General features: G+C 60.5%; 19 protein-coding genes and 1 pseudogene. 5 read left to right on the forward strand and 15 right to left on the reverse strand.

The annotated features are described in order from the left end of the window. Positions 1 to 158: 158 nt before the first annotated feature. The 10 genes from AT6N2_RS12930 to AT6N2_RS12975 all read right to left on the reverse strand — a co-directional run bounded on the left by AT6N2_RS12930 (position 159) and on the right by AT6N2_RS12975 (position 12840). The gene (locus AT6N2_RS12930) at positions 159 to 3479 is read right to left on the reverse strand and encodes an efflux RND transporter permease subunit (protein ID WP_209087290.1); all 3321 of its coding nucleotides are present in this window, start codon (positions 3477 to 3479) and stop codon (positions 159 to 161) included. A 13-nt stretch (positions 3480 to 3492) separates the two neighbouring features. Beyond that, positions 3493 to 4686: an efflux RND transporter periplasmic adaptor subunit gene (locus AT6N2_RS12935; RefSeq protein WP_209087292.1), complete on the reverse strand. Its 1194-nt coding sequence runs from the start codon at positions 4684 to 4686 to the stop codon at positions 3493 to 3495. Between the two features lie 503 nt (positions 4687 to 5189). Then, complete coding sequence (locus AT6N2_RS12940; RefSeq protein ID WP_144577077.1) at positions 5190 to 6182, reverse strand: ABC transporter substrate-binding protein; 993 nt, start codon at positions 6180 to 6182, stop codon at positions 5190 to 5192. A 21-nt stretch (positions 6183 to 6203) separates the two neighbouring features. Continuing rightward, positions 6204 to 7076, reverse strand: a complete 873-nt coding sequence (locus tag AT6N2_RS12945) for an ABC transporter permease (protein WP_209087294.1) — start codon at positions 7074 to 7076, stop codon at positions 6204 to 6206. After that, positions 7073 to 7948 (reverse strand): ABC transporter permease, encoded by an 876-nt coding sequence (locus tag AT6N2_RS12950; RefSeq protein WP_209087296.1) that lies wholly within the window; start codon positions 7946 to 7948, stop codon positions 7073 to 7075. The genes AT6N2_RS12945 and AT6N2_RS12950 overlap by 4 nt, the downstream gene beginning before the upstream one ends. Before the next feature lie 339 nt (positions 7949 to 8287). Next, positions 8288 to 9082: an ABC transporter ATP-binding protein gene (locus AT6N2_RS12955; RefSeq protein ID WP_209087298.1), complete on the reverse strand. Its 795-nt coding sequence runs from the start codon at positions 9080 to 9082 to the stop codon at positions 8288 to 8290. Beyond that, positions 9079 to 9513: an NUDIX hydrolase gene (locus AT6N2_RS12960; RefSeq protein WP_209087300.1), complete on the reverse strand. Its 435-nt coding sequence runs from the start codon at positions 9511 to 9513 to the stop codon at positions 9079 to 9081. The genes AT6N2_RS12955 and AT6N2_RS12960 overlap by 4 nt, the downstream gene beginning before the upstream one ends. A 2-nt stretch (positions 9514 to 9515) precedes the next feature. Beyond that, positions 9516 to 10973 (reverse strand): dihydropyrimidinase, encoded by a 1458-nt coding sequence (hydA, locus tag AT6N2_RS12965; RefSeq protein ID WP_209087302.1) that lies wholly within the window; start codon positions 10971 to 10973, stop codon positions 9516 to 9518. After that, the gene (locus AT6N2_RS12970; RefSeq protein ID WP_209087304.1) at positions 10970 to 11404 is read right to left on the reverse strand and encodes an endonuclease domain-containing protein; all 435 of its coding nucleotides are present in this window, start codon (positions 11402 to 11404) and stop codon (positions 10970 to 10972) included. Before AT6N2_RS12970 ends, hydA begins: the two co-directional genes overlap by 4 nt. A 188-nt stretch (positions 11405 to 11592) precedes the next feature. Next, complete coding sequence (locus tag AT6N2_RS12975; RefSeq protein ID WP_209087306.1) at positions 11593 to 12840, reverse strand: Zn-dependent hydrolase; 1248 nt, start codon at positions 12838 to 12840, stop codon at positions 11593 to 11595. Positions 12841 to 13099: 259 nt separating this feature from the next. On the opposite strand from AT6N2_RS12975, the gene rutR reads away from it, so the two are divergent. From rutR to AT6N2_RS12990, 3 genes and pseudogenes are all read left to right on the forward strand, one after another. Beyond that, entirely contained in the window at positions 13100 to 13741 is a 642-nt protein-coding gene (gene rutR / locus AT6N2_RS12980; protein ID WP_004443251.1) for an HTH-type transcriptional regulator RutR, read from the forward strand. Positions 13742 to 14000: 259 nt separating this feature from the next. Then, positions 14001 to 14324 (forward strand): annotated as a pseudogene (locus tag AT6N2_RS12985) (DUF2325 domain-containing protein); the annotation flags it as partial. Further along, positions 14305 to 14586 (forward strand): hypothetical protein, encoded by a 282-nt coding sequence (locus AT6N2_RS12990; RefSeq protein ID WP_209087308.1) that lies wholly within the window; start codon positions 14305 to 14307, stop codon positions 14584 to 14586. The pseudogene AT6N2_RS12985 and the gene AT6N2_RS12990, both read left to right, overlap by 20 nt. Before the next feature lie 137 nt (positions 14587 to 14723). Here the strand turns inward: AT6N2_RS12990 and AT6N2_RS12995 are convergent, their stop codons facing one another. From AT6N2_RS12995 to uppO, 4 genes are all read right to left on the reverse strand, one after another. Then, positions 14724 to 15089 (reverse strand): DUF423 domain-containing protein, encoded by a 366-nt coding sequence (locus AT6N2_RS12995; protein WP_209087310.1) that lies wholly within the window; start codon positions 15087 to 15089, stop codon positions 14724 to 14726. Next, positions 15086 to 15487 carry a group II truncated hemoglobin gene (locus tag AT6N2_RS13000; protein WP_063948310.1) on the reverse strand — a complete coding sequence of 134 codons (402 nt, stop codon included), beginning with the start codon at positions 15485 to 15487 and terminating at the stop codon, positions 15086 to 15088. Before AT6N2_RS13000 ends, AT6N2_RS12995 begins: the two co-directional genes overlap by 4 nt. Continuing rightward, positions 15487 to 15825: a HepT-like ribonuclease domain-containing protein gene (locus tag AT6N2_RS13005; RefSeq protein ID WP_337926163.1), complete on the reverse strand. Its 339-nt coding sequence runs from the start codon at positions 15823 to 15825 to the stop codon at positions 15487 to 15489. The genes AT6N2_RS13000 and AT6N2_RS13005 overlap by 1 nt, the downstream gene beginning before the upstream one ends. A gap of 182 nt (positions 15826 to 16007) precedes the next feature. Then, positions 16008 to 17423, reverse strand: coding sequence for a polysaccharide biosynthesis phosphomannomutase UppO (uppO, locus tag AT6N2_RS13010; RefSeq protein WP_209087312.1), 1416 nt, complete (start codon positions 17421 to 17423; stop codon positions 16008 to 16010). Positions 17424 to 17693: 270 nt separating this feature from the next. On the opposite strand from uppO, the gene uppM reads away from it, so the two are divergent. Next, positions 17694 to 19322 (forward strand): polysaccharide biosynthesis protein UppM, encoded by a 1629-nt coding sequence (gene uppM / locus AT6N2_RS13015; RefSeq protein ID WP_209087313.1) that lies wholly within the window; start codon positions 17694 to 17696, stop codon positions 19320 to 19322. A 17-nt stretch (positions 19323 to 19339) separates the two neighbouring features. Here uppM and AT6N2_RS13020 read toward each other — a convergent pair whose 3' ends face one another. Continuing rightward, complete coding sequence (locus AT6N2_RS13020; RefSeq protein ID WP_063948266.1) at positions 19340 to 19549, reverse strand: hypothetical protein; 210 nt, start codon at positions 19547 to 19549, stop codon at positions 19340 to 19342. 244 nt (positions 19550 to 19793) lie between these two features. Here AT6N2_RS13020 and uppL point away from each other — a divergent pair, with 244 nt between their 5' ends. Beyond that, the gene (gene uppL, locus AT6N2_RS13025; protein WP_209089698.1) at positions 19794 to 20594 is read left to right on the forward strand and encodes a polysaccharide biosynthesis UDP-hexose transferase UppL; all 801 of its coding nucleotides are present in this window, start codon (positions 19794 to 19796) and stop codon (positions 20592 to 20594) included. Positions 20595 to 20661 lie beyond the last annotated feature (67 nt).

The following is a 20661-nucleotide window of genomic DNA, read 5'->3' on the forward strand; positions in this document are numbered from 1 at the left end:
GGTAGTGGTTTGCGGAGAGCTTGCCCCCTCATCCGACCCTTCGGGCCACCTTCTCCCCTCGGGGAGAAGAAACAAGCGGCGACGTTTTGCCCTCACGTATCAGTTAAAGCGAAACGCCGGGCACATGGCCCGACGTCCCAAACGTTATTCTGCAAACCTCACTCCGCAGCGAGCGGCGGCAGTCGCAATATGTTGCTGCCCTTGTCCGCGGCCTTGTCGCCGGTACCCTTTTCCATGCTGGCGACGCGCGCCTCCAGGGAGGAAAGCGCAAGGCTGTTTTCGCGGGCGATCTCCGAGAGTTTTTCGTTGGAGAGGGCCTCTTCCTCCTCTTCCTTTTTGCCGACGAAGCGGCCGAAAAGGTGGGCGAGCAGGCGCGACAGGTCGTCCATGATCAGGAAGAAGGCCGGCACCACGATCAGCGACAGCACGGTCGAGACGATGATGCCGCCGATGACAGCAATCGCCATCGGCGCGCGGAAGGAACCGCCTTCGCCGACGCCGAGGGCCGAGGGCAGCATGCCCGCCGACATGGCGATGGAGGTCATGATGATCGGGCGGGCGCGCTTGCGGCCGGCCTCCACCATGGCATGCACCCGCTCCATGCCGTGACGGCGCATTTCGATGGCGAAATCCACCAGCAGAATGGCGTTCTTGGTCACGATGCCCATCAGCATCAGGATGCCGATGAGAACGGGCATGGAGAGCGCGTTCTGGGTGATGATGAGCGCGACGGCCACGCCGCCGATGGCGAGCGGCAGCGAGAACAGGATGGTGAAGGGCTGGATGACATCCTTGAACAGCAGGATGAGCACGACCAGCACCAGCATCAGGCCAAGCAGCATGGCGTTGACGAAGCCCTGCTGCATTTCGCCCTGCACCTTGGCGTCACCGCTTTCGGCGAGGCGCACGCTTGCCGGTAGTTCGGTTTCCGACACGATGCGTTTGAACTCTGCCGTCGAGGTATCGAGCGCCGTGCCGAAGGGCACGTCGGAGCCGATGGAGACGACGCGGTTGCGGTCGTTGCGCTTGATCGAGCTTGGACCTTCCGAATAGTCGATATCGGCAACGCTATAGAGCGGCACCAGCGAGCCGGAGGCGGTCTTGATCTTCAGCGCGCGGATGGTGGCGAGGTCGCGGCGGGCGTCGAGCGAGGCCTGAACACGGATCGGGATCTGCCGGTCATCCAGCGAGATTTTCGTCAGCTGTGCGTCGATATCACCGATGGTGGCGACACGCACGGTCTGCGAGATCTGCTGCGGCGTGATGCCGAGGCGGGCGATTTCATCCTTGCGCGGGCGGATTTGCAGTTCCGGCCGCGGCAGGGCGCCTTCCGAGCTGACATTGGCAAGGATCGGCGAGGCGCGCAGGCGGCTTTCGAGAATGCCGACGGCGTCGCTCAAGTCCTTCTCGTTCTTCGAGAGAAAGTTGAAGGAGAGTTCGCGTTCCGCGCGGTCGTTCAGCTTGATGATGCGCACATCCGGAATGCCACGTACCTGCGCGAAAATATCCCGCTCAACATCCCATTGCGGACGTGTGCGGCCCTTCTCCTCCACCTTCGGCAGATATGGACCGATGAGCGGAATGGAGCCGAGGCCCTTGTTGACGAGGGTTTTCAGCAGCGAGTGATCGATATGTTCGAGGATGACGTTGACGGTGGCACGGCGAAGCTCCAGGTCACCCTTCGGCGAAGCGCCGCCAAGGATGAAGACGCTTTCCACGCCGTTGATATCACGTAGCGCCTGATAGATCTGCGTCGTCGTGCGGTCGGTTTCATCGAGCGTCGCATTGGGCGGCAGTTCCACCGAAAGCGTGACGCGCGAGGCGTCATCCGGCGGCAGGAAGCTGCCCGGCACCTGGGCCAGAAGCATGACCGATGCAATAAGGAAGGCGATCGCGCCGACGAGCGTCAGATACCGCGCCCACCATTTGCGGGTGGTGGCGGTGACCATGCGCGTATAGGCCTTCATCAGCCTGCCATCATTGTCGTGATGGTCGTCCATCGCGTCTTCGGCACGCATCAGATAGGCCGCCATCAGCGGCGTGATGAGGCGGGCGACGGCGAGCGAGAAGAACACCGAGAAGGCGACGGTGAGGCCGAACTGGATGAAGTACTGGCCCGGAATACCAGGCATGAACGAGACGGGCACGAAGACGGCGATGATGGTGAAGCTGGTGGCGATGACGGCGAGGCCGATTTCGTCCGCCGCTTCCAGCGCCGCGCGATAGGGCGTCTTGCCCATCTTGATGTGACGGGCAATGTTCTCGATTTCCACGATCGCGTCATCCACGAGAATACCCGTGGCGAGCGTGAGCGCGAGGAAGCTCACGAGGTTGAGCGAGAAGCCCATGATGTCCATGATCCAGAAGGTCGGGATCGCGGAGAGCGGTAGGGCCACGGCGGCAATCAGCGTTGCGCGCCAGTTGCGCAGGAAGAGGAGAACCACGATAACGGCGAGGACAGCGCCTTCGATCAGCGTGTCGAGCGCGGCCTTATAGTTGCCGTAGGTGAAGTAGACGGAGTCATCGACCTTCTGGATGTCGACGTCAGGATGATCCTTTCGCACCTGTTCAAGGCTTTCCGACACGGTCTGCGCCACGGAAACCTCGCTCGCGCCCTTGGAGCGGAACACGGCGAAGGTGACGGCAGGATTGCCGTTGAAGCGTGAGAAAGACTTCGGCTCCTGATACGTATCCGTGATCGTGCCGAGTTCAGACAGCTTGACGAAACGGCCGTTCGAAAGGGCAATGGTGGTGTTGGCAAGCTGCGAAACATCACGCGTATCGCCGAGCGTGCGGATGGTCTGTTCGTTGCCGCCCACCTGGCCACGGCCGGAGCCAAGGTCGATATTGGTGCCGCGCAGCTGGCTGTTCACCTCGCTGGCGGTGATACCGTAGGCGTCGAGCTTTTCGGGGTTCAGCGCCACGCGCACTTCCCGGTCCGCACCGCCGTAGCGATCGACCTTGCCGATGCCGGATTTGCCCTGCAAAGCCCGCTTGATCGTATCATCCACGAACCATGACAGCTCTTCGAGCGTCATGTTGGGCGAGGAAACGGCAAAGCTCTGGATTGCCTGACCCTCGACGTCGATCTTGCTGACGATCGGCTCTTCGATATCGGCGGGAAGGTCGCTGCGGATCTTGTCGATGGCGTCCTTGGTGTCCTGGACCGCCTCTTCCGTCGGCTTTTCGATGCGGAAGACGACAGTGGTGGTGGACTGGCCATCGACCACGGTGGACTGGATTTCATCGACGCCGCTAATGGCGGCGACGGCGTCCTCGATCTCCTTCGTCACCTGCATTTCGAGTTCGGAGGGCGAAGCGCCGCTCTGCGTCACGGTGACGGCGACGACGGGAACGTCGATATTCGGGAAGCGGGTGATCGGCAGGGTGTTGAATGCCTGCAGGCCGAGCATCATCAACACGGCGAAGCCGAGCAGCGGCGCAATCGGGTTACGGATTGACCATGCGGAAAAGTTCATTTCAATCCCTCAGTCAGTTGGACGCAGACGTCTGGGCTTCAACCGGCTTGATCCGGTCCCCATCACGCACGAATGCCCCAGCCTTCTCGACAACCTTGTCTCCAGCGGCAAGACCGCTGACAATCTCAATGAAACCGCCGTCTTCAATGCCGGTCTCTATCTTCACCTGCTTGACGACATCGCCTTCCACCTTGCGGGTGGTCGAGCCTTCGCGCCCGGCGGTGACGGCCGAGAGCGGCAGGGCGAGCGCGTTCGTCTTCTCGACGATGATCGCGGCGCTGGCATACATGCCCGAGCGCGCCGGGCTCCCTTCGGGCAGCACCACATGCACGGAACCGAGGCGCGTCGTCGGATCGACGGTGGGCGAGACGAGGCGCACCTTGCCCTCTATTTTCTCAGTTCCGCCGGCAACCGTCAAATAGGCTTTCTGGCCGACCTTCACCTTCTGGATGTCGGTCTCGGACAGATCGGCGACGAGTTCGATCGCGCCGTCCTTGATGACGGTGAAAAGCGGATTGCCGGCGCCGCTGGCAATCGCGCCTACCTTGGCATTCTTGGCCGAAACGATGCCGGCAACCGGGGTTTTTACACCCGTGCGCGTCAGCTTCAGGTCGATATCGGCAATTTGAGCGTCCACGACTTTGATGTCGGCTTCGCCGGCGGAAACCGCCTGGCGGGCGGCGTTGAGCTTGGCGGCGGCGACTTCCGCCTGGGCCTGCGTCTGCTCAACCTGCGAGACGGAACCGGAGCCGCTCTGGCCGAGCTTTGCCGCACGGTCGCGCTGGCGGTTCGCGTCATTGGCGCTCGCCTCCGCTTCCAGAACCTGTGCCTTGGATTGGGCAACGGCGGCCTGCGCCTTGGCCTTGTTGGCCTCAAGCTGGCTCTTCTGAAGGATAAGACTGTCAGAGGAGAGGACGGCGAGGACTGCGTTGGCTTCGACCCTGTCGCCAATATCGACGTTCAGCGTATCGATCGACAGGCCATCGACCAGCGGCTGGACATAGATTTCATCGACCGGGCGAATGGTGCCTGTCGCGATGATGCGGTCCACGAGATCGCGTTTTGCGGCATGGGCAACGATAATGGAAGGCAGGTTCTGCTGTTTGACCGGGGCCTGCGCCTCTCCCTCGGCGGCTGCTGACAGGGGGAGCGCCGCTGCGGACAGAAGAAGGAATACAAACCGGTTAAACGTGACTTTATGCTGCATGTGGCTTGGCTCGCGCAATATTCGCTCACATATCCTGCAGGCCCGGGGCCGTGTCTCAAAAGGTCATGCGATGGCGAATGTGAAACAAGGGATCACAATACTTCCTTTTCGATCCTCCCGATTCAAACGCCCCTCAACGCGAATCTAAAGCACCTTTGCCTCGTGCTTTTTTTACAAGATCAAGTTTGGCAGTCTTGTGGGCGGGACTTTAATTCTTGTTGACGTGCAAATCAATCCGCATAGCCGTTGGGCTAGGTATACATTTTTGTATAGGCGCGGATGTTGTAATTCGTCCGGCGGGTTACCAATACAAGCCAACGGCGCTTGAGTCACGAGAGTAAAAAAACCTCGTCATGCCGGACTAGATCCGGCATCCAGCCACGGCGCGTCTGCGCCGTGAAAGGACGTTTCCGCGATCAAGGGCTTGATCGCGCTGGACCCCGGATCAGGTCCAGGATGACGGCGTGCGGATACGACCCGCGTCTTTGCTTGCCTGCCACGACCTACTTCAACGCCGCGTCGGTAATCTCGGTGGTGTAGGCGCCTGCCGGTTCCTTGGTGATGACAGGATCGGAGCCGCCGCCGAGCAGCGTTTTCACCGTGCGCTCGTAATCGGCCTTGTCCAGCGCACCCTTCGAGCCGGCGGTGAGCTTGGCGACTTCGCCCATCATGCGCTTCTGATGCTTTTCCGTCTGCGCGCCGGAGGCGTCGTTTTCGAGAACGATATCGGCGGCCTCGTCGGGGTTTTCCTCGGCCCATTTCCAGCCCTTCATCGAGGCACGAACGAATTTGACCATGTCCTCCTTGAATTTGGCGTCCTTGAGTTTGTCTTCGAGAACGTAGAGTCCGTCTTCCAGCGTCGCCACGCCTTCATCCTCATATTTGAAGGTGACGAGGTCTTCGGGCTTGATGCCGGCGTCGAGAACCTGGCCGTATTCATTATAGGTCATCGTCGAAATGCAGGCGGCCTGTTTCTGCAAAAGCGGATCGACGTTGAAACCCTGTTTCAGCACGGTCACGCCATCGGCGCCGCCGGTGGTCGGGATTTTCAGGTGCGCCATCCACGACAGGAACGGATATTCATTGCCGAAGAACCAGACGCCCAGCGTCTTGCCCTTGAAATCCTCAGGTTTCTTGATGCCGGTTTCCTTCAGGCAGGTCAGCATCATGCCCGAGGATTTGAACGGCTGGGCGATGTTGACGAGCGGCACGCCCTTTTCGCGGGTGGCAAGCGCAGACGGCATCCAGTCGACGATCACGTCGGCCCCGCCTCCAGCCAATACTTGCGCCGGTGCGATATCCGGGCCACCGGGCTTGATATCGACGTCGAGGCCTTCGGCTTCATAAAAGCCCTTGTCCTTGGCGACGTAATAACCGGCGAACTGCGCCTGGGTGACCCATTTCAGCTGCAGGGTGATCTTGTCGGCGGCCTGAACGCTAAATGCGGTCAGCAGTGACGCGCCGGCAAGAAGCATGGATGCAAGTTTCATTTTCATCGCTGTTCCCTTTTTCGTTATTTACGTTCGTCCCCCACGGACGGACGGATGCCAGAAGGTGACGGCCCGCTCTGCGAGCGCCACCAGACCATAAAAGCCGGACCCTGCGAGCGCCGCCACGGCAATCTCGGCCCAGACCATATCGACATTGCTGCGGCCCATTTCCGCGGAGATGCGGAACCCCATGCCGACGATGGGCGTGCCGAAGAATTCCGCGACGATGGCGCCGATCAAGGCGAGCGTGGAATTGATCTTCAGCGCGTTGAAGATGAAGGGCCAGGCGGCGGGCAGGCGCAGCTTTATCAGCGTCGGCCACCAGCCGGCGGCATAGGTGCGCATCAGGTCGCGCTCCATGTGGCTGGCGGCGGCAAGCCCCTGCACCGTGTTCACCAGCATCGGGAAGAAGGTCATGATGACGACGACGGCGACTTTCGACTGCCAGTCGAAACCGAACCACATGACCATGATCGGCGCTATGCCGACCACCGGAAGGGCAGAGACGAAATTGCCGATGGGCAAGAGCCCGCGTTGCAGGAAGGGCGAGCGGTCGATGAGGATGGCGACGATGAAGCCGAGGCCGCAGCCCAGCACGTAACCTGTCAGCACCGATTTGAGGAAAGTCTGGCGGAAATCCGCCCAGAGGATCGGCAGGGAGCTGAGCAGGCGGGCGAGAATGGCGCTCGGGGCCGGCAGCAGGATGGGCGGCACGGAAAATCCGCGCACGATGCCTTCCCAGAGCACCACAATGGCAAGGCCGAAAAGGAGGGGCACCGCGATGCGGCTGACGCGCCTTTTTGAGGAGGAGGTGAAGTTGCGACGCACCAGCCATTCGTTGAAGGCCCAGGCGGCAAGCCAGAACAGGATCGCACCGATAAACCAGCCAGGGTTCGTCATGGCCGTGCTCCCATTCGCTTGAGGACGGCGGCGTGGGCGATGCCGATGACCGATACCAGAATGGCGGCGACCCCGGCGGCCATGAAGAGTGCGGCCCATATCTGTACCGTCTGGCCGTAATAGGAGCCGGAGAGCAGGCGCGCGCCGAGACCCGCGACGGCGCCTGTCGGCAATTCGCCGACGATGGCGCCGACCAGCGCAATCGCAATGGCGATCTTCAGCGAGGTGAAAAGATAAGGCAGCGCGGAGGGCCAGCGCAGCTTCCAGAAGATTTGCGCTGGTGAGGCATTGTAGGTGTGCATCAGGTCAAGCTGCAGCGTTTCGGGGCTTCTGAGGCCCTTCACCATGCCGACGACGATGGGGAAAAAGGAGAGATAGGTCGAAATCAGCGCCTTCGGCAGCAGCCCGGAAATGCCGATGGAGTTCAGGACAACGATGATCATCGGCGCGATGGCGAGGATGGGGATGGTCTGGCTGGCAATGATCCACGGCATGACCGAGCGGTCCATGGCGCGGTTATGGATGATCGCGACCGCCAGCAGGATGCCCAGCACCGCGCCGATGGCGAAACCGAGCAACGTGGCGGAAAGCGTGATGCCGGCGTGGTAGACGAGGCTGCGTTTCGAGGTGACGGGCTTGTTGACGGTCGTGTCCCAGAGTTCCGCGATGATCTGATGCGGGGCGGGGAGGACCGGGCGCTCCTGGGCGAAGGTCTGCGGCAGGAGTTCGAGGAAGCCCGGCGTCTGGCCAGAGCGGGTGGCCTGGTCGCGGGCGAAGGGCAGGTTGAGGTAGACGACGGCCAGGTGCCAGAGGATGAGGATGGCGAGGAGGACGGTGAGGATGGGGAGGATGCGGTGGCGGAGGAGGGTCATGGGGTTTTGCTCCCTCGCCTGTGCCGCGGATGGGGTTTAGCGGTGCCTTGTGGGTGGCGCTTACCCTCCTCTGTCCTGCCGGACGTCTCCCCATCAAGGGTGGAGGTCGACTCGTGGGTGGGTCTCGTCCATCTCAAAGCTTGGGAATGGAATGGAGGTAGGGCCGCCTGCCTTCTTCTCCCCGAGGGGGAGAAGGTCGCGGCAGCGGGATGAGGGGGCAAGGGTAGCGTTAAGCCGCAATCTTGCCCCCTCATCCGACCCTTCGGGCCACCTTCTCCCCGGCGGGGAGAAGAAACGAGGGGCAACCTACCGCCAAATGAGCCAATGCTGGCGCCGACCTCACCCCTCATAGCTGTGCCCCGCCTTCAACCCCTCACGCACCCGGTGCGCAATCGCCAGAAACTCCGGCGTTTCCCTGATTTCCAGCGGTCTTTCCCGCGGCAGAGTGGATTCGATCACGTCGGTCACCCGACCAGGCCGCGGCGACATGACGACGATTTTCGTCGAGAGATAAACTGCTTCCGGAATCGAGTGGGTGACGAAACAGATGGTCTTGCCGGTCGTATCCCAGAGTTTCAGCAGCTGTTCGTTGAGGTGATCGCGAACGATCTCGTCCAGCGCGCCGAACGGCTCGTCCATCAGAAGCAGGTCGGCATCGAAGGCAAGCGCGCGGGCGATGGAGGCGCGCTGCTGCATGCCGCCGGAAAGCTGCCAGGGGTATTTCTTGCCGAAGCCGTTGAGGTTGACGAGGTCGAGCGTGCGGTCGACGCGCTCGCGCTGCTCGGCCCTGCTGTAACCCATGATTTCGAGCGGCAGGGCGATGTTCTTTTCGATGGTCCGCCAGGGATAAAGGGCGGCGGCTTGAAAAACGTAGCCGTAGGACCGGTCTTTGCGGGCGTTTTCCGGCGTCGTACCGTTGACGGTGATCTCGCCTGACGTGTGTTTTTCAAGATCGGCGATGACCCGCAAAAAGGTGGTCTTGCCGCAGCCGGAAGGGCCGATGAAGGAGACGAAGTCGCCCTTTTTCACGTCGAGATCGACATTGGACAGGGCGTGGACCGGTCCATCCCCCGTTTCGAAGGTGAGGCCCAGTTTTCTGGCGGAAACGACGGAATAGGAAGAGGCCTGGTTCATCGCGGCTTGGTTTCACTTTCCGTAAGGGCGGCGCGCGCCAGCGGCAGCATCTGGGTTTCCGTCAGTCTGGCGATGGTCACACCGGGGTTGCGGTCGAGATCGAGCCAGCGGACTTCCTCGATTTCCGCCTGCGGGGTGACCTCGGCATGAAGCCTGGCGGTGAAGGCATGGGCGACGACATCGGCGCCCGGCTCATTGGCGGCTTCCTCGCGAAAGACGCCATCATAACGCGCGGCATTTTCGGGGAGCGTCAGGCCGATTTCCTCGGCCAGCTCGCGGTGAAGCGCCTGTTCCGGCGTTTCACCCGGATCGATCTTGCCGCCCGGCTGCATGAACTGCGTGGTGCCGCGCTTGCGCACCACGAGCATCTGCCGCTTCTCGTTGATGAGGATGGCGGCGGCGATGAGGATTTCGCGTTTCGGCTCGCCCATGATCACACGCCCGACGCCGGAATGCCTGTGCGTTCCACCTTGCGTGGCGAGACGAGTTCTTTCCAGGTGGAAAGCGCCTGGCTGACGGCCGGATAGGGATCGCGGGCGATGAACCGGCCATGGCCGGCCTGCGTCTCGATGGTGCCTTCCTCGACGCTGACCAGCCCGCGTGAGAGCGTGTAGCGCGGCAGGCCTTTTACCCTGTGTCCTTCGAACACGTTGTAATCGATGGCCGATTGCTGGTTTGCCGCACTGATGGTCTTTGTGAGCGCCGGGTCCCAGACGACGATATCGGCATCGCTGCCGACGAGGATCGCGCCCTTTCTCGGATAGATATTCAGAATCTTGGCGATGTTCGTGGAGGTGACGGCGACAAATTCATTCATCGTCAGCCGGCCGGTCGCCACGCCATGGGTCCAGAGCAGCGGCATTCGATCTTCCAGCCCGCCGGTGCCGTTGGGGATCTTGCGGAAATCACCGAAGCCGAAGCGTTTCTGCTCGGTGGTGAAGGCGCAATGATCGGTCGCCACACATTGCAGCGAGCCGGAAGCGAGACCCGCCCAGAGGCTATCCTGATGCTGACGGTTACGGAAGGGCGGCGACATGACGCGGCGGGCGGCATGGTCCCAGTCGGGATTGGCATATTCGCCTTCGTCGAGGATCAGGTGCTGGATCAGCGGTTCGCCATAGACCCGCATGCCGTTTTGCCGGGCGCGGCGGATGGCTTCATGGGCTTGTTCGCAGGAGGTGTGGACGACGTAAAGCGGCGCACCGGCCATATCGGCGATGATGATGGCGCGGTTCGTGGCCTCGCCTTCCACGGAAGGCGGGCGGGAATAGGCGTGCGCTTCCGGCCCGACATTGCCCTCGGCCATCAGCTTTTCCTGCATCTGCACGACGATATCGCCGTTTTCCGCATGCACAAAGGGAATGGCGCCCAGTTCCGCACAGCGCGAGAAGGAGGCGAACATCTCGTCGTCATTTACCATCAGCGCGCCTTTATAGGCCATGAAGTGCTTGAAGGAGTTGATGCCCTTTTCCTGAACCACCGTCTTCATCTCGTCGAAGACCTGCTCGCCCCACCAGGTGACGGCCATGTGGAAGGAATAATCGCAATTGGCGCGTGTCGCCTTGTTGTCCCAGCGTTGGAGGGCATCAAGAAGCGATTGCCCCGGCTCCGGCAGGCAGAAATCCACCACCATGGTCGTGCCGCCGGCCAGCGCCGCCCGCGTGCCGCTCTCGAAATCATCGGCGGAATAGGTGCCCATGAAGGGCATTTCCAGATGCACATGCGGATCGATGCCGCCAGGCATGACGAAACATCCGGTGGCATCGAGGATGGTGCCGCCGGTGAGATCAGGTCCGATTTCGGCGATTTTGCCATCTTCGATCTTCACATCGGCCTTATAGGTGAGGTCGGCGGTGACGATGGTGCCGTTCTTGATGATGGTGGCGGTCATTGGTGTCTGTTCCCGGTAGCGAGGGCTGGCGAATAACGGTCGGGATGATCAGGCAGGAAAGTTCCGGTGTTCAGCACGGCGAGGATGGTGTCGAGCGTCTGGGATAGTTCTTCAAAGATCTCGTGGTTCCAGAACCGCAGAACTGCGTAGCCCTGAGTATTGAGCCACAACGTCCTTTGTCGATCATGTGTGGAGGAGGCGTGCTGCGATCCGTCAAGCTCGACGATCAGCATTTTTTCGCGGCAGACGAAATCTGCGATGTATGGGCCGAGAGGGACTTGTCGGCTGAATTTAAAGTCGTTCAACCTCCGGCTTTTGAGTTCGTACCAGAGGCGGTATTCGGCGTCGGTCTCGTCGCGGCGGAGCCTTCTCGCCTGCGCGGTTTTGCCCGGATGGCGTTTCGATGCTTTTTTGCCGGTGTGATCGGCCATGACCCTTGCCCCCTCATCCGGCCCTTCGGGCCACCTTCTCCCCGGCGGGGAGAAGAAATCGGAAGCACCGTCGCAGATTTTTGCGACGTGGGTCAGGGGGGAGAAGGTCTCGCCGCGTGTTTCTTCTCCCCGCCGGGGAGAAGGTGGCCCGAAGGGTCGGATGAGGGGGGCTGCCATCGTGGGTACGGTCATTCGACGATCTCCGCAGTCTCCAGCACCGCATGCAGCAGCACGTCGCAGCCGGCCTTTGCCCATTCCGGTGAAATCTCTTCGGCCTCGTTGTGGGAGAGCCCGTCCACGCAGGGGCAGAAGATCATGGTTGACGGAGCGACCCTTGCGGTCCAGCAGGCGTCATGGCCGGCGCCGGAGATAATGTCCATGTGGCTGTAACCCAGTCGTTCGGCGGCGGAGCGCACCCGGCCGACGAGGACGGGATCAAAGGTGACGGGGTCGAAATGGCCGATGGCTTCGATCGAGCAGCCGACGCCGAGGTCTTCGGCGATGGCGGGCACCTCGCGTTCGAAGATGGCGCGCATGCTGTCGAGCTTTGCCTGCGAGGGGGTTCTAAGGTCGATGGTGAATACCACTTTGCCGGGCAGCACATTGCGGGAGTTGGGCGTAAATATCATCTGGCCGACGCCGGCGACAGCACCCGGCTGGTGAGCCATCGCCACTTCCTGCACCTTTTCGAGGATGCGGGCGGCGGCGAGGCCGGCATTAACGCGCATGGCCATAGGGGTGGAGCCGGTATGGGCTTCCTTGCCGGTCAGGGTCACTTCCAGCCACCAGAGGCCCTGGCAATGGGTGACGACGCCGATCTGCTTGTTTTCGGCCTCAAGGATCGGCCCTTGTTCAATGTGGTATTCGAAATAGGCGTGCATCCTGCGCGCGCCGACCTCTTCATCACCCTGCCAGCCGATGCGTTTCAGCTCCTCGCCATAGGTCTTGCCGTCTGTATCCGCGCGGCTATAAGCGTAATCGAGATCGTGAATGCCGGCGAAAACCCCCGACGCCAGCATGGCAGGCGCAAAGCGGGCGCCTTCCTCGTTCGACCAGTTCGTAACCACGATCGGATGCCTTGTCCGGATGTTGAGGTCGTTCAGGCTGCGCACGACTTCCAGTCCGGCCAGCACGCCAAGCACGCCGTCATATTTGCCACCGGTCGGCTGGGTATCGAGATGGCTGCCGATGTAGACGGGAAGCGCCTCCGGGTCCTCGCCGGCGCGGGTTGCGAACATGGTGCCCATGCGGTCGACACCCATCGTCAGGCCTGCCGCTTCGCACCAGCGCTGAAAAAGGCTGCGGCCTTCCGCATCCTCATCCGTTAGCGTGCGGCGATTATTGCCGCCGGCAATGCCGGGGCCGATCTTCGCCATGTCCATCAGACTATCCCACAGACGGTCGCCATTGACCGTCAAGTTCTTACCCGCCGTCATAAAGTGTCGTCCTCACCTGTTTTGTTTTTATCAAAGCAAAGCTTGTGCCGTTCCCCTTTTTGCCGGTTAAGATAACAGCCATTGCCTTGTGACGGCGATGATGGATAAATTGACCGGCTGGTAAACATTGCAAATTCGCGATGGCGTCAGCAAGGGATTTTGTGACGAATCGCAGTAATTTTGCCTAAGCTATGAACGGCGATTATTTTTTAAGCATACTGTAGCGGCAATTGCATTGAAAAGAAACAGAGAGCTGAGAATGGCCATACCGCGCGCAGCGAAAACACAGAAGCGGACCCGCATTCAGGAGGAAAAGCAGGAGGCGATTCTTGAAGCTGCACTCAGTGTTTTTTCCACGAATGGGTTCCGCGGCTCCACAATCGACCAGATTGCGGAGGCGGCTGGCATGTCCAAACCGAACGTGCTTTATTATTTTCGCACCAAGGAGGCGATGCATCGTGCGCTTATCGAGCGGGTGCTCGACACCTGGCTCGACCCGCTGCGCGCTTTCGATGCAGAGGGCAACCCAGAAAGCGAGATCCGCTCCTATATTCGTCGCAAGCTGGAAATGTCGCGCGATTTCCCGCGTGAAAGCCGCCTGTTTGCGAATGAGATCCTGCAGGGCGCGCCCCATATCGAGGACGAGTTGAAAGGGCCGCTGAAACAGCTGGTGGATGAGAAGGCCGAGGTAATCCGCGCTTGGGTGAAGGCCGGCCGGATGGCCAAATGCGACCCTTACCACCTCATTTTCTCGATCTGGTCGACCACCCAGCACTATGCCGATTTCGATGTGCAGGTGCGGGCGGTGCTGGGCGACAAGAACGGCGGCGAGGGACGTTTCGAGGATGCGGCCCGGCATCTGGAGCAGCTTTTCATGGGCGGGTTGAGGATAAACGGCTGAGCATCGCCGGATTTTAAGCGACAGAGCGCGGCGTGAAAAACATGATGAAAATTATCACCTTTATACTTTACTAGAAAACTCATCTTTATTATGGTGCCGGCATCCCGAACGTCGGGGCCCATATCGGGGTATCAAAAACCAACCGGCAGGTGAGGGAATGGCACGCAAGGAAAAGAAGAAATCTGGAGGCGGCGGCAAGCAGGGCAAGGGCGCGCCGCAGACTGAAAGAGAGGCGGCCGAAGAGCAGCTTTCGGGTCCGAAAAGCTTTCTTTATGTGGGCGGCCGTGACTGTCAGGTTGCCCATCTTCGCCAGATCGCCAGCAATTTCGGCGCCGAGCTGATCCACCACGATGGCGGCCTGCGCGAGGCGGTCTCGCGCATCGATACCGTGCTTCCCTCCGTCGACTGCGTTTTCTGCCCGATCGACTGTATCAGCCATGATGCGTGTCTGCGGGTGAAGTCCGGTTGCAAGAAATTCGGCAAGACGTTCATTCCGCTGCGCAATGGCAGCAAATCCAGTCTGGAGCGGGCGCTACAGACGATGAATGAACGGACATCCAGCGATGAGCGACGAGCGCAATAACGGCCACGACGACAATCCCCCGGCAGCAGAAGCCTGCCGTGCGGAACTGCACAAGATGGCGGAGCAGGCAGGGGATTTCCGCCTGACGGATATTTACGAGATGGTTGGGGAGCGGGACGAGCGCAACCGCACCGCAAATGTCGTTGTTTTTCCGCATTTGAACGCCCGACAGCCAAGTCGGAGGCCTTCATTTATAGAAGATGCGCCGGACAAGTGCCGCCGCAACATCCTGCCATTTCGCAGGAAGGGGCGGCAGAGTTAATGCACCTCCCCATGATCTCAGGGCTTGCGTGAGGCATCGAGGTCTCGGTGTTGCTTGGATCCTCGTCTCAGGGGTGAGGATGACGTTACCTGCGAGACGACGCGGCTCGCCATAGTTTTAGACAGCCGATTTAAGGGTTAAACCGTGGGCTTCAAAAACGCTCCTGCGCACAACACCAACCAACCCGAGATCATGCCGAGGCCGCCGAGGGGGGCGGCGTAGGGGAAGAGGCTGTGGCCAAAAAAGTGTCTGACGACGAGATCGCCGACAAAGATGGCCGTGCCAAGGCCGAGGATCAGGCCGGCGGGAATGGCGGTTCGGATACGGTCTGCACCGATGTGGAGCGCGATCAGCACCGGCGCATGGGCGAGCGCCATGGCTGAGGCGTTGCCGAGCATATAGGTTTCGCCGGTATGGGTGGCGGCGGCCGCGAGCATGACCCCGGCAGCACCCAGCAGGCTGCCCAACAGCAGGATGAAGGCGCGCAGTCTCTCGTGGGTCATGGATTATCCGCTTCCTGGTTCTGCATGTGAAAGGCGAGCCGCTCGATCGGGGGCCAGATGATGTCTCGCAGCTTCGGGTTGTCGATTGTCTCGTCCATGGCGCGGCGGAAGCAGAGCAGCCATTCGTCCCGCTCGGCTGGGCCGATGGGGGCAACGAAATGACGACGGCGCAGCATGGGGTGACCGTGCTTTTCGACATAAACCGGCGGTCCGCCAAGATAACCGGTCAGATAATCGTAAAACTTCGCTTCGCTGCCGGAGAGGTCGGCAGGGTGAATGGCACGGCAGCGCGCCGCTTCCGGTAGGGTATCCATCAATTCATAAAAGCGCCGGGTCAGCGCCCTCACGGTCGCATCGCCACCGATCGCTTCATAAAGGGTAACAGTCTCGCCGCTCATCATCCGCCTCTTGTCGCCACCAGGACCTTATCGCTCCGCCGGACGGCAAGGGCAACAGGGCAATGACAGGGTGCGACATTAGGGACAGTGCGTTGATGAGGTCCTCGGTTTTCACTTGCGACGGATCGATGAATAGCTTCAACAGCGTTTCTGAGCGGCGCCACATATTCCGTGACGACTGCCCAAACAACGTCATCCGCGATTCTGTGGTATTCATGGCGCAGAATATTGCCGATTCCAATCCAGGGCACATCCGGCACCGTGTGCACCGTTGTCCGGTTTAAATTTTTGGACAGGCTGCAATCCCGTTGAAGTCGGTGGCGAAGGGTGGAATTCACTCAACGTCATCCTCGGGCTTGTCCCGAGGATCTAATCAGGTCGAATAAAACCAACGTTTGCAGATTCTTGGGTCAAGCCCGAGGATGACGTCGGCGCGATTGGATCGACTTTCCTTACCATCTAATCGCGTCCGTTCTCTTCATCCGCGCAGCTTATACCATCGCGCCTGCGGCTTCCACTCTCACCCGAAATTTCGAATGAGCTCCAGCCCCTTGCTCAGAAGCGTTTCAGCTTCATCCTGGTTGGCGGCTTCGACGTAACAGCGCATCTCCGGCGCGTTGCCGGAAGGGCGGAAGTGGATGGTGCTGCCATCGGTCAATGACACGCGCAGGCCGTCGATGTCGCTGAGGCCCTTCACCGTGCCGACCGGGGCGAGGAACGTGTCGAGATTGGTGCGCGAGGCGCGCAGATGCGTCATCAGCGCCGCGCTTTTTTCCTGGGCGAAATTTTCCAGCCGGTCGGCGGCGGCGACGGGCAGGTTATAGGCGGCTGCGATATGCGACAGCGGTTTTTTCTCTACGGCGGAAAGATGCAGCACGGCGAGAACCGGTAGGAAGCTGTCACGCGTCGGCAGCGGCGCCAGCGGATTGCCATTCAAGGTGAAGCTAGAGGCCGTCAGCAGGCCGCCATTGGCCTCGAAACCCATCACGCCCGTTTTACCTGACGCAAGCGCTTCAGCCATGCCCGCGATGACGAAGGGGGAGCCGACCTTGGTGCGGACCACTTCGAACCGGCCGTTTGCCTCGATACCGGAGTTGGAGGTGACAGGCGTGACGACGACGCCGGCATTGAGGAAATTGGCGGTGATCAGGCCGATCAGGTCGCCGCGCAGCGGCACACCCTTTTCATCGGCAAGCAGCGGACGGTCGCCATCACCGTCGGCGGAAACGATGGCGTCGAGCCTGTGCTCGGGCGACCATTTTTTGAGAAGCGAGAGCGTTTCCGGCGAGACGGCCTCGGTATCCACGGGGATGAAGGTGTCGGATCGACCGAGCGCCACGACGTCAGCGCCATAATGGGCGAGGACGTCGACGAAAAGATCGCGTGCCACGGTGCTATGCTGGTAGACGCCGATCCTGAGCCCGGAAAGCGCCTTTTCCGGCAGCAGGGCGATATTGCGCTCGTAGAAAAGTTCGGCTGCGATGGCGGAATGGTCTTCGGCGGTCGCCGCTTCATCGCTGATGCCTTCCGCCTCGACTTCGGCGGCGAGAGCGGCGATCGCGGTTTCGTCCTGCTTGTCGATTTCGCCATCGGGGCGATAGAATTTGATACCGTTGCGGTCTGCCGGGATGTGCGAGCCTGTTATCATCAGCGCCCCCGCTTTCAGCGACAGGCCGTAAAGTGCAAGCGCCGGCGTCGGCACGGTGCCGCAGTCAAGCGGCGTCAGACCGGCTTTTTTCAACGCGGCAATGCAGGTGGCGGAAACATCAGGGCTCGAATCGCGGAAGTCGCGGCCAACGAGAATGGGATCACCCGCCTTTGCCTGGCCCGATGTAAGAAGGTGCCTTGCAAATGCCGTCGCATAGACGGCCGAGGCTTTTCCTTTCAGATCGACAGAGAGACCCCGAAGGCCGCTCGTTCCAAATTTCAGGCTCATGCCAAACTCCGTTTCACAAAATCATTAGGGGTCAAATGGATACTGGAAAAAGATAACGCCCGAAAGAACCTATCGATCCATCCGGTTCGATCATACCGGTCAATCGTCCCTTTCATGCCCGCTGTAAATAGGCGATGATAGCCAGGCAATATGCGGGTAACTTAAAATTCACCCGTCATATCTAGACTTGTGCGTGAATAGCGGCTTTGGCGACGGTGATGATCACCTGTTACCGGCCTTTTTTGTGGTTCGTTCGAGTTGGATTGGCTGATGTACAGGCTTCAAAAGGCGGGACATAAGCAGGCACGTCCGCTCGATGACAAAGCGACGCCCGCGGCCAGACCCCACGGTTCCCTGCTTGATGATCTCGTTGACGAGGACGAGATTTTTGAACGTACCGTGTTGAAGGAGCATCTCGAGCCCAGGCCGACGATCACCGCTGCCCAGCCGGTTGAGGCCGCTGCGCCGCCACGCGCGATCCCTTCGAGCGGCGGTGTCGATGGTTTCCTTCCCGGGCTAAAATATCTCGACAGGATCGGGGTGGCCGATGTTTTCGACTGGCTGCGCCGCGGGATCGTCTGGATCGTGCTGGCGATCATTCTTTGCGTTGCGGGTGCACTCACTTACGCTTCCATGACGCCGCCGCGTTACAAGGCCTATACGGATATCGTCGTCAATCCGTCCAACCTCAATGTCGTCAATGACGGGGTGTTTTCGCCAAACCAGCAGCGCGACACGCAAATCCTCGAAGTTGAAAGCAAGCTGCGCACCATCACGTCGCGCAACGTGCTGGCCCGGGTGGTTGACGAGCTGAAGCTCGATCAGGATCCCGAGTTCACAGAACCGGCGCCCCTTGCCCGGTTCAAAGCGCTGTTTTCGTCAAAGCCAGAGGATGGTGACAACCGCGTCGGGGCGCTGCGGTCGCTGGGCGACCGCGTGGCGGCCGAGCGGGACCCGCGTTCCTTCGTCGTGACGCTTTCGGTCTGGACCAATGATGCTGATAAATCCGTGACCGTCTCCAAGGCCATCGTCAAGGCCTTCGAAAACGAGCTTTTCCAGACGACCTCGGATAGCAGCCAGCGTGTTGTCGACGATCTGAAAAAGCGGCTGGAAGAAATGCGCGAGAACGTGACCGCTGCCGAAAAACGGGTGGCGGATTTCCGCCGTGAGAACGGTCTCCAGGAGAATAACGGCCAGCTCGTCAGCAATCTTGCCTCGGGCGAACTGAACGCGCAGGTGCTTGCCGCCCAGCAGCGTGTCATCCAGGAAGAATCGCGCCTGAAGCAGATGGAGGCGGCGATTGCGCAGAACCGCAGCCAGAGCGACGCGATCTTCGACAGCCAGACAATGAATACGATCCGCGCGCAATATAGCACGCTGCAACAGCAGATCGGCGCGATGACGCTGACCTATGGTGCACGCCACCCGCGACTTGCCACGGCGGGTGCGGAACGGGCCATGCTGGAACGCGGCATGGCGGACGAGGCGCGGCGCATTTTGCAGGCTGCCAAGATCAGCGTCGCGGAAGCACGCTCTTCGCTCGATGCCCTGCGATTAAAGGCCGTGGCGGAACGCGCCAACGTCTTTACCGATAATGAGGCGCAGGTCCGTCTGCGTGATCTCGAGCGTGACGCCCGGTCGGCGGCCGCGATTTACGAGACATACCTCACCCGTTCGCGTCAACTCGCCGAACAGCAATCCATCGATTCCACCAACGTTCGGGTCATTTCGCAGCCGGTCGCGCCCAATTCCAGAAGCTGGCCGCCCGGCAAGCTGACCTTCCTGATTGCCGGCGGTGCGGGCGGCCTGTTCCTCGGTCTTGCGATTGCCGTGGCGCTTGGCCTCTGGCGTTTTCTGCGCCGGGAGGATCATGTGGACGTCGCGATGCGCCCGGCCTGAAGGCCGTTTCTCCAGAACTATTCGTCGGCGATCAGCCCGTCATATACTTCAAGCAGCGCGGCGGCGATGGCCGCGCCCAGCGCATTGCCGGCATCGCGGATGCCAGCCTCGTCGCCATCGCGCACTGAAATCGCCAGATCGGAGGCCTCGTTGGCCACGATTTCTTTCGCCCGCTCTATCGCCCAGAGGCCGAAATCGCCGCGATTGTCGATCGAGATTGTTTCCATGGCCGAAGCCCTTCCTTGGTTTGATGTCCGCGTCCCTTACCCCATCATCCGCAAAACCGGAATAGCAGGGTCATGATGTGCGCAACCTTCAGGGGAATAAATTGGCGCTTCAAACGGCCGCTTATGAAAATATTAATGATAGTTCTTCGTAGTGTCTGAAGCCTTATACCCTATGGATAAGGTTGACCATAACAATGAAACGATGCCTATCTTGGACGCCGGACAGATCATGACAGGGAGAGAGATGCCGCAGACGGAGGAGAGCGGTCAGGGCTGGCCGGTTATCCCTCTTGCGGCACTGCCCATAGCTGATGTGACGATCGATGAAACCGCGCGGGACTTCATTTACCGGGCGACGCGGGAGCGCGCCCCCGGCGCAAGACCTTTCTATTCCACATCGGCAAACGGTCAGGTCATCGCGCTCTGTCATCATGACCCTGAGTTCGACGCCATGATGCAACAGGCGGACCAGATACACGCCGACGGCATGTCGCTGGTGATCTTTTCCCGCAAATTCTGCAGCAAGGCGTTGAGAGAACGGGTTGCGACGACCGATCTGGTGCATGCAGTGGCAAAGCGCGCCGAAGAGACTGGCAGCCGGTTCTATTTCCTTGGCGGTTCCGAAGAGGTGAACCGGGCGGCCGTCGAGGAAATGCAGAAGCTCTATCCGCGCCTCATCTTTTCTGGACGGCGCAACGGTTACTTCAGCCGGACAGAGGAAGACGCTATCCTTGCGGACATCGTCGCATCGAAGACGGATATTCTCTGGGTGGGATTCGGCATTCCGCTGGAGCAGCGCTTCGTTTCGCGCAATCTCGACAGGCTTTCCAGCGTCGCCGTTATCAAGACCTGCGGCGGCCTCTTCGACTTTCTCGCCGGCAGGAACAGCCGGGCGCCGCAATGGATGCAGGATATGGGGCTGGAATGGCTCTACCGGGCCATGCTGGAGCCGAAACGTCTCGGAAAGCGTTACCTGCTGACCAACCCGATTGCGATCTACTCGTTGCTTAGACATCGCTTTGTTGCTTCAGGCCGAACTCGCTGAAGCATTCCGGCGAGCCGCTGTGTTGCAATCAAGCACTTCTTCCTGCTTCGCCCAATAAATATGAGAT

The sequence above is a fragment of the Agrobacterium tumefaciens genome, from assembly GCF_017726655.1.
Lineage (GTDB): Bacteria > Pseudomonadota > Alphaproteobacteria > Rhizobiales > Rhizobiaceae > Agrobacterium > Agrobacterium tumefaciens_B.

Bases quoted from the DNA above. Each gene is read 5' to 3' on its own strand.
- AT6N2_RS12930 (WP_209087290.1), bottom strand. From the start codon at position 3,479: ATGAACTTTTCCGCATGGTCAATCCGTAACCCGATTGCGCCGCTGCTC.
- AT6N2_RS12935 (WP_209087292.1), bottom strand. From the start codon at position 4,686: ATGCAGCATAAAGTCACGTTTAACCGGTTTGTATTCCTTCTTCTGTCC.
- AT6N2_RS12940 (WP_144577077.1), bottom strand. From the start codon at position 6,182: ATGAAAATGAAACTTGCATCCATGCTTCTTGCCGGCGCGTCACTGCTG.
- AT6N2_RS12945 (WP_209087294.1), bottom strand. From the start codon at position 7,076: ATGACGAACCCTGGCTGGTTTATCGGTGCGATCCTGTTCTGGCTTGCC.
- AT6N2_RS12950 (WP_209087296.1), bottom strand. From the start codon at position 7,948: ATGACCCTCCTCCGCCACCGCATCCTCCCCATCCTCACCGTCCTCCTC.
- AT6N2_RS12955 (WP_209087298.1), bottom strand. From the start codon at position 9,082: ATGAACCAGGCCTCTTCCTATTCCGTCGTTTCCGCCAGAAAACTGGGC.
- AT6N2_RS12960 (WP_209087300.1), bottom strand. From the start codon at position 9,513: ATGGGCGAGCCGAAACGCGAAATCCTCATCGCCGCCGCCATCCTCATC.
- hydA (WP_209087302.1), bottom strand. From the start codon at position 10,973: ATGACCGCCACCATCATCAAGAACGGCACCATCGTCACCGCCGACCTC.
- AT6N2_RS12970 (WP_209087304.1), bottom strand. From the start codon at position 11,404: ATGGCCGATCACACCGGCAAAAAAGCATCGAAACGCCATCCGGGCAAA.
- AT6N2_RS12975 (WP_209087306.1), bottom strand. From the start codon at position 12,840: ATGACGGCGGGTAAGAACTTGACGGTCAATGGCGACCGTCTGTGGGAT.
- rutR (WP_004443251.1), top strand. From the start codon at position 13,100: ATGGCCATACCGCGCGCAGCGAAAACACAGAAGCGGACCCGCATTCAG.
- AT6N2_RS12990 (WP_209087308.1), top strand. From the start codon at position 14,305: ATGAGCGACGAGCGCAATAACGGCCACGACGACAATCCCCCGGCAGCA.
- AT6N2_RS12995 (WP_209087310.1), bottom strand. From the start codon at position 15,089: ATGACCCACGAGAGACTGCGCGCCTTCATCCTGCTGTTGGGCAGCCTG.
- AT6N2_RS13000 (WP_063948310.1), bottom strand. From the start codon at position 15,487: ATGAGCGGCGAGACTGTTACCCTTTATGAAGCGATCGGTGGCGATGCG.
- uppO (WP_209087312.1), bottom strand. From the start codon at position 17,423: ATGAGCCTGAAATTTGGAACGAGCGGCCTTCGGGGTCTCTCTGTCGAT.
- uppM (WP_209087313.1), top strand. From the start codon at position 17,694: ATGTACAGGCTTCAAAAGGCGGGACATAAGCAGGCACGTCCGCTCGAT.
- AT6N2_RS13020 (WP_063948266.1), bottom strand. From the start codon at position 19,549: ATGGAAACAATCTCGATCGACAATCGCGGCGATTTCGGCCTCTGGGCG.
- uppL (WP_209089698.1), top strand. From the start codon at position 19,794: ATGCCGCAGACGGAGGAGAGCGGTCAGGGCTGGCCGGTTATCCCTCTT.